Raw genomic sequence first — 7,776 nt, 5'->3', positions numbered from 1 at the left:
GGGGCCGCGCCCGCCCCCGCGCAGCCCGCCCCCGCGCAGGACCCAGGTATCGCCGCCCCCCGACCGGCGCCCTCGGGCCGGCCCGCGCCGGCCTGCGTGCCCGTCTCCGCGTTCCTGTCGGCAGCCATGCCGCCATCCCACCACCACGCCGACCCGCCCGCAGCTGTTGACTGAATCTATTCATGGAGACAGGATGTGAATGGATTGACCAACATCGGAGGAGGCACAGCCATGTCAGGACCTCGCCCCGTACGGGCCTCGCGCGGTACCGCACTCAGCACCCTGGGATGGCAGCAGGAGGCCGCGCTGCGGATGCTCCAGAACAACCTCGACCCCGAGGTCGCCGAGCACCCCGACAAGCTCGTCGTCTACGGCGGCACCGGCAAGGCCGCCCGCGACTGGCGCTCGTACGACGCCATGGTCCGCACCCTCCAGACCCTCAAGCAGGACGAGACGATGCTCGTCCAGTCCGGCCGCCCGGTCGGCGTGATGCAGACCCACGAGTGGGCGCCGCGCGTCCTGCTCGCCAACTCCAACCTCGTCGGCGACTGGGCCAACTGGGAGGAGTTCCGCCGCCTGGAGCACCTCGGCCTGACCATGTACGGCCAGATGACGGCCGGCTCGTGGATCTACATCGGCACCCAGGGCATCCTCCAGGGCACCTACGAGACCTTCGCCGCCGTCGCCGCGAAGAAGTTCAACGGAACCCTTGCCGGCACCATCACCCTCACCGCCGGACTCGGCGGCATGGGCGGCGCCCAGCCGCTGGCCGTGACGATGAACGACGGCGTCGCGATCTGCATCGACGTCGACCCGCGCGCCATCGACCGCCGCATCGAGCACCGCTACCTGGACGTCAAGGCGGACAACCTGCGCCACGCCCTCCAGCTCGCCGTCGAGGCCCGCGACGCCCGCAAGCCGCTCTCCATCGGCCTCCTCGGCAACGCCGCCGACCTGCTCCCGCAGATGCTGGCCGAAGGCGCGCCGATCGACATCGTCACCGACCAGACGAGCGCCCACGACCCGCTCGCCTACCTCCCCGTCGGCGTCGACTTCGAGGACATGGCCTCCTACGCGGCCAAGGACCCGGCGGGCTTCACCGCCCGCGCCCGCGCGTCCATGGCGACGCACGTCGAGGCCATGGTCGGCTTCATGGACGCCGGCGCCGAGGTCTTCGACTACGGCAACTCCATCCGCGGCGAGGCCCAGCTGGCCGGCTACGACCGCGCCTTCGCCTTCCCCGGCTTCGTCCCCGCCTACATCCGCCCGCTGTTCTGCGAGGGCAAGGGCCCCTTCCGCTGGGCGGCCCTGTCCGGCGAGGCCTCGGACATCCACAAGACCGACAAGGCGATGCTGGAGCTCTTCCCCGAGGCCGATTCTCCTCAAAACGCGTCCCTGCACCGCTGGATCAAGATGGCCGGCGAGCGCGTCCACTTCCAGGGCCTGCCCGCCCGCATCTGCTGGCTCGGCTACGGCGAGCGCGACAAGGCAGGCGAGCGCTTCAACGACATGGTCGCGAGCGGCGAACTGGCCGCCCCGCTGGTCATCGGCCGCGACCACCTCGACTGCGGCTCGGTGGCCTCCCCGTACCGCGAGACCGAGGCCATGCTCGACGGCTCCGACGCCATCGCCGACTGGCCGCTGCTCAACGCCATGGTCAACGTGGCCTCCGGCGCCTCCTGGGTCTCCATCCACCACGGCGGCGGCGTCGGCATGGGCCGCTCCATCCACGCGGGCCAGGTCACGGTCGCCGACGGCACCCCGCTGGCCGGCGAGAAGATCCGCCGCGTCCTCACCAACGACCCGGGCATGGGCGTCATCCGCCACGTCGACGCCGGCTACGACATCGCCGAGACCGTCGCCGACGAGCGCGACGTCCGCATCCCCATGCGCGAGGGTGACGACGCGTGAGCGAGGCCTCCACCTTCCACGGCATGTGGGCGCAGCTCGCGCCCGTCGGCCGGGACGCCGGCAGCGGCGGCTACCGCCGCTACGCCTGGACCGGAGCCGACGCCGACTGCCGGACCTGGTTCCAGGAGCAGGCCGAGGCGCGCGGTCTGGCGTACGAGACCGACCGCAACGGCAACCAGTGGGCCTGGCTGGGCGACCCCCTCGCCGGAGACGCCGTCGTCACCGGCTCCCACCTGGACTCCGTCCCCGACGGCGGGGCCTTCGACGGCCCCCTCGGGGTGGTGTCCTCCTTCGCGGCCTTGGACGAACTCCGCAGGAGGGGGGCGGAGTTCGCCAGGCCCCTGGCCATCGCCAACTTCGGAGACGAGGAAGGGGCCCGCTTCGGCCTCGCGTGCGTCGGCTCCCGGCTCGCGGCCGGGCAACTGACCAAGGAGAAGGCGTACGAGCTCCGCGACGCCGACGGGATCAGCCTGCCCGGGGCCATGGAGGCCGCTGGGTACGACCCCGACGCCATCGGGGCCGACCCCGAACGCCTGGGCCGGATCGGCGCGTTCGTCGAACTCCACGTGGAGCAGGGCCGCGCCCTGGACCTGTCCGGCGACCGGGTCGGGATCGCCTCCGCGATCTGGCCGCACGGCCGCTGGCGGTTCGACTTCCGCGGCGAGGCCAACCACGCCGGCACCACCCGCCTCGCGGACCGCCGCGACCCGATGCTCACGTACGCGGCGACCGTGCTGGCCGCCCGTACCGAGGCGGCCCTCGCCGGGGCCGTCGCCACCTTCGGGAAAATCGCCGTCGAGCCCAACGGGGTCAACGCCATCCCCTCGCTCGTCCGCGGCTGGCTCGACTCCCGCGCCGCCGACCAGGCGACCCTGGACACCGTCGTCACCGCCATCGAGAAGGCCGCCCGAGAGCGCGCCGAACAGGACGGCATCGACCTCGGCATCGTCCGGGAGTCCTTCACCCCGGTCGTCGAGTTCGAGCACGCCCTGCGCGACGAGATGAACCGGATCCTGGGTGGGTCCGTGCCCGTCCTCGGCACGGGGGCGGGACACGACGCCGGAATCCTCTCCGCGGCCGTCCCGACCGCGATGCTGTTCGTACGGAACCCGACCGGCGTCTCCCACTCCCCGCGGGAGTTCGCCGCCGAGGACGACTGCGTGGCCGGAGTCCTCGCCCTCGCCGACGTACTGGAAGGCCTCGCATGCCGCTCGACCCGCACGCCGTGACGACGTACTGGCTGGAGCACGCCTGGCTCGGCACCCACGTCGAGCCGGGCGTCGCCCTCGACGTGACGGCCGACGGCCGCGTCGCCGCCCTGCGCACCGGGGCGGCGACGCCCCCGCCCGGCGCGGAGGTGCTGCGCGGCCTCACCCTGCCGGGCCTGGCCAACGCGCACTCCCACGCCTTCCACCGGGCCCTGCGCGGAACGGTCCAGGTCGGCTCGGGCACCTTCTGGACCTGGCGCGACTTCATGTACAAGGCGGCCCAGAAGCTCACCCCCGACACGTACTTCGCGCTCGGGCGCGCGGTGTACGCCGAGATGGCGCTGGCCGGCATCACGAACGTCGGCGAGTTCCACTACGTCCACCACGCCCCCGGCGGCGTTCCCTACTCCGATCCGAACGCCATGGGGGAAGCCCTCATCGAGGCCGCCGCCGCGGCCGGCATCCGGATCACCCTGCTGGACACGGCGTACCTGGCGGCGGGCTTCGGCGACGCCCCGAACGCGCACCAGCTGCGGTTCTCCGACGGCACCGCCGACGCCTGGGCCGAGCGGGTCTCCGCCCTGAAACCCCGCGGGCACGCCCTGATCGGCGCCGCGATCCACTCGGTGCGCGCCGTGCCCGCCGACCAGCTGGCCACCGTCGCCCGCTGGGCCGAGGAGCGCCGCGCCCCGCTGCACGTCCACCTGTCGGAGCAGACCGCCGAGAACGAGGCGTGCCGGGCCGCCCACGGGCGTACGCCGACCCAGCTGCTCGCCGACCACGGGGTGCTCGGCCCGCGCACCACCGGCGTCCACAACACGCACCTCACCGACGCCGACATCGCCCTGCTCGGCGGTACCACCACCGGCACCTGCATGTGCCCCACCACCGAACGCGACCTCGCCGACGGCATCGGCCCGGCCGTCCGCCTCCAGCACGCGGGCAGCCCGCTGTCCCTGGGCAGTGACAGCCACGCCGTGATCGACCTGCTCGAAGAGGCCCGCGCCATGGAGCTGAACCAGCGCCTCAGCAGCCGCACCCGCGGCCACTGGACGGCGAACGCGCTGCTCACCGCCGCCACCGAGGACGGGCACGCGGCCCTCGGCCGGTCCGACGCCGGGCGCCTGGAGGCGGGCGCGCTCGCGGACTTCACCACCGTCGCCCTGGACTCCGTACGGACGGCGGGCACCCTGCCCCGCCTCGGCGCCGAGACGGCGGTCTTCGCCGCCACGGCCGCCGACGTCCGCCACACGGTGGTCGGCGGCCGCCACGTCGTCCGCGACGGCCACCACACCCTGGTCGAGGACGTCCCCTCCGCCCTGGCCGACGCCATCGCCGCCCTGCGCTCCTGACCGTGCCGCCTGCGGCGGGCCTTCTCCCCCACCCCGCCCTTTCACCGTTTCCCGCGCTCCGCCCGGACCCGCGCCTCAAACGCCGGCGGGGCTGATTTCAGCCCGTCCGGCGTTTGAGGACCGGGGTCTGGGGCGGAGCCCCAGGAAACGGCGAAAGGGCGGGGTGGGGGAGCGAACCCTCTGAGAGGAACCCCATGACCACCACCGTCATCACCCACATCGGCAGCCTCGTCACCAACGACCCGTCCGTCGGCGACGGTTCCCCCCTCGGGCTGATCCGGGACGCGGCCGTCGTCATCGAGGACGACAAGATCGCCTGGGTCGGCCCGACCGCCGCGGCCCCGGCCGCGGACGGGACGTACGACGCCGACGGCCGCGCCGTCATCCCCGGCTTCGTCGACTCCCACTCGCACCTGGTCTTCGCGGGCGACCGCACCGCCGAGTTCAACGCCCGCATGTCCGGGCTCAGTTACTCGGCCGGTGGCATTCGTACCACCGTCGCCGCGACCCGCGCCGCCACCGACGCCGAGCTGGAGGCCAACCTGCTGCGCCACCTCGGCGAGGCCCGGCGCCAGGGCACCACCACCTTCGAGACCAAGTCCGGCTACGGCCTCACCGTCGACGACGAGGCCCGCGCCCTGCGGATCGCCGCCGCGCACACCGAGGAGGTCACCTACCTCGGCGCGCACATCGTCTCCCCCGACTACGCCGACGACCCGGCCGGCTACGTCGACCTCGTCACCGGCGACATGCTGGCCGCCTGTGCCCCGTACGCCCGCTGGGTGGACGTCTTCTGCGAGAAGGGGGCCTTCGACGGGGACCAGGCCCGCGCGATCCTCACCGCCGGCGCCGCCGCCGGGCTGATCCCGCGCATCCACGCCAACCAGCTCGGCCACGGCCCCGGCGTCCAGCTCGCCGTGGAGCTCGAAGCGGCCTCCGCCGACCACTGCACCCACCTCACCGACGCGGACGTCGACGCCCTCGGCCAGGCCGCGGCCACGACGGTGGCCACCCTGCTGCCCGGAGCCGAGTTCTCCACCCGCGCCCAGTGGCCCGACGCGCGCCGGCTGATCGGGGCGGGCGCGACCGTGGCCCTGTCCACGGACTGCAACCCCGGCTCCTCCTACACGAGTTCCATGCCGTTCTGCATCGCGCTCGCCGTCCGGGACATGCGGATGACGCCCGACGAGGCCCTCTGGTCCGCCACGGCCGGCGGTGCCCGCGCCCTGCGCCGCACCGACATCGGCACGCTCGCCCCCGGGGCGCGCGCCGACCTGGTGGTGCTGGACGCGCCCAGCCACGTCCACCTGGCGTACCGCCCGGGCGTCCCGCTCGTCTCGGCCGTCTGGCAGCGCGGGGTCCGCGCGTACTGAACCGCGCGGAGGGACGGCCTGACCGCTGCGGGGGAACGGGCCGGGGGCCGGCCGGCCGTCCCCGCGCCGACCGCCCGAACCGCTCGGCCACCCCCCGGACCGGCCGAAACCGCCCGGCCGGGAACCCGTTGATCCGGGGCGTCCCGTGTCTTCCCTCCGTAGGGCCCCCGGCGTACCTTGAGCCACCGATCTGATGTGTCGTCAGTAACTTGTGGCCCGAGGGGAAGACGAAGGTGTCCAACCGGAAACGCTCCACCGCGCTCGCGCTGGCCTCCGCACTGGCCGGATCGGCGGTACTGCTGGCCGCCCCCGGAGCCCGCGCTGCCGTCGTCGACGTCGCCTACGACTGCAAGACCCCCATCGGGGACAAGTCGGCCGTGTCACCCATCGACATCAAGGCGGTCAAGGAGGGCGACGCCTACAAGCTGACGATGTCCTTCCAGAAGGGGGTCTCGTCCAGCCCCATCGAACTGGGCAAGGGCGCGATGACGCCCAGCGCGGTCATCCTCGTCGACGGCGCCGAGAAGGTGTCCGTCCCGGTCGCCGGCCCGCCCAACGCCGAGGCGGCGCCCGCCGACACCCCCATCAAGATCAGCGACCTGTCGGGCACCTACACGCCCAAGAAGAGCGGCAAGGTCACCTTCACCGCCGGCGTGCTCACCATCAAGGCGATGGGCACCACCACCACCTGCACCCCCGGCAACGGCCCCGGGCCCTCCCTGGACCTGGAGGTCACCGCCCCCGCGGGCAGCGCCCCCCAGTCAGGCGGCGGCGGCAGCGGCGAGGAGACCCTGCCGCAGACCGGGCCCACCGACTCCGCCCTCGCCCTCGGCACCCTCGGCGGCACCGTGCTGCTCTCCGGCGCCGCCGGCGTGCTCTGGCTGACCCGGCGCGGCCAGCGGGCCCGGTCCTGAACGGAGCACCCCGGCCATGTCCGTGCTCCCCACCCCCGGCAGGACAGCCCGCCTCGGCGCGGCCCTCCTCACCGCCGCCGCCCTGTACGCGGGCTCCGCACACCCGGCCGCCGCCGACGAGCCCGGCTGGACCGCCGAGCCCGCCGCCGGGAGCGCCGCCCGCCCCGGCGGCGCGCGCCCGTACCACTACCTGGCCGGCCCCCCCGGCACCGTGCTGGAGGACCGCCTCGCCCTGGCCAACACCACCGACCGGGAGCTCACCGTCACCCTGCGCGGGGCCGACGCCTACAACACCGCCGACGGCGCCTTCGCCGTGCGCCCCGCCCGGGAGTCGACCGGCGCCGGGTCGTGGATCAGCTTCGGCGCCGGCTCCGCGGTGAAGATCCCGCCCCGCACCCGCGCGGTGGTCCCCTTCACCGTCACCGTGCCGCCGGCCTCCCCGCCCGGGGACCACCCCGCGGCCGTGGTCGCCGCCGAGGGGGGCCGCGAGGCGGGCGTACGGGTCCACCTGCGGGTCAGCGGCCCGACGCTGGCCGCCCTCACCGTCGAGGACGTCTCCGTGCGCGGCCGGGGCGCGGCGGCGGAGGTCGCGTACACCCTGGTCAACCGGGGGAACGTGGCCCTCGCCCCCGAGGTGTCGCTGCGCGCCGAGGGCCGCTTCGGCGAGGTCCCCGGCCGCACCGCCCGCGCCCTCCCGCTGGAACTGCTCCCGGGACAGCGGGTCGGGCTGACCGAACCCTGGCCCGGCGCCCCCGCCCTCGACCACGTCCGCGTCACCCTGACCGCCACCGCACCCGGTGGCGCCCGGGCCACGGCGGAGGCCTCCGCGTGGTTCGTGCCCTGGCGCGTGGCCGGCTGGACGGGAGCCGGGCTGCTCCTCCTCGGCGGGACCGCGCTGGCCGCGCTGTTCCTCGGACGCGGCCGACGGACCCGGGAGCGGACCCCGGGACCGGGCGCGGACAGCGGGACCGACGGCGCCGGGACCGACGGCGCCGGGACCGACGGCGCCGGGACGGCC

Annotated in this window: 6 protein-coding genes; all 6 read left to right on the top strand. The window is 74.6% G+C overall.

Annotated features, from left to right (window positions below):
- Positions 1-231 precede the first annotated feature (231 nt).
- Positions 232-1,911 carry a urocanate hydratase gene (gene hutU, locus ACFWW8_RS33130; RefSeq protein ID WP_386535086.1) on the top strand — a complete coding sequence of 560 codons (1,680 nt, stop codon included), beginning with the start codon at positions 232-234 and terminating at the stop codon, positions 1,909-1,911.
- Between the two features lie 23 nt (positions 1,912-1,934).
- On the top strand, positions 1,935-3,140 hold the full coding sequence (locus ACFWW8_RS33125; protein WP_386535096.1) for an allantoate amidohydrolase: 1,206 nt from the start codon (positions 1,935-1,937) through the stop codon (positions 3,138-3,140).
- Positions 3,116-4,471, top strand: coding sequence for a formimidoylglutamate deiminase (locus tag ACFWW8_RS33120; protein ID WP_386535083.1), 1,356 nt, complete (start codon positions 3,116-3,118; stop codon positions 4,469-4,471). The genes ACFWW8_RS33125 and ACFWW8_RS33120 overlap by 25 nt, the downstream gene beginning before the upstream one ends.
- Before the next feature lie 194 nt (positions 4,472-4,665).
- Positions 4,666-5,844 carry an imidazolonepropionase gene (gene hutI / locus ACFWW8_RS33115; protein WP_386535080.1) on the top strand — a complete coding sequence of 393 codons (1,179 nt, stop codon included), beginning with the start codon at positions 4,666-4,668 and terminating at the stop codon, positions 5,842-5,844.
- A 233-nt stretch (positions 5,845-6,077) separates the two neighbouring features.
- On the top strand, positions 6,078-6,758 hold the full coding sequence (locus ACFWW8_RS33110; protein WP_386535078.1) for an LPXTG cell wall anchor domain-containing protein: 681 nt from the start codon (positions 6,078-6,080) through the stop codon (positions 6,756-6,758).
- Positions 6,759-6,774: 16 nt separating this feature from the next.
- Positions 6,775-7,776 (top strand): hypothetical protein (locus tag ACFWW8_RS33105; protein ID WP_386535075.1); only part of this gene is annotated, 1,002 nt, incomplete at its 3' end.

This window comes from Streptomyces sp. NPDC058701, from assembly GCF_042715295.1.
Lineage (GTDB): Bacteria > Actinomycetota > Actinomycetes > Streptomycetales > Streptomycetaceae > Streptomyces.
Note: the sequence above shows the minus strand (reverse complement) of the source record. Positions and strands in the feature narration are given on the sequence as shown.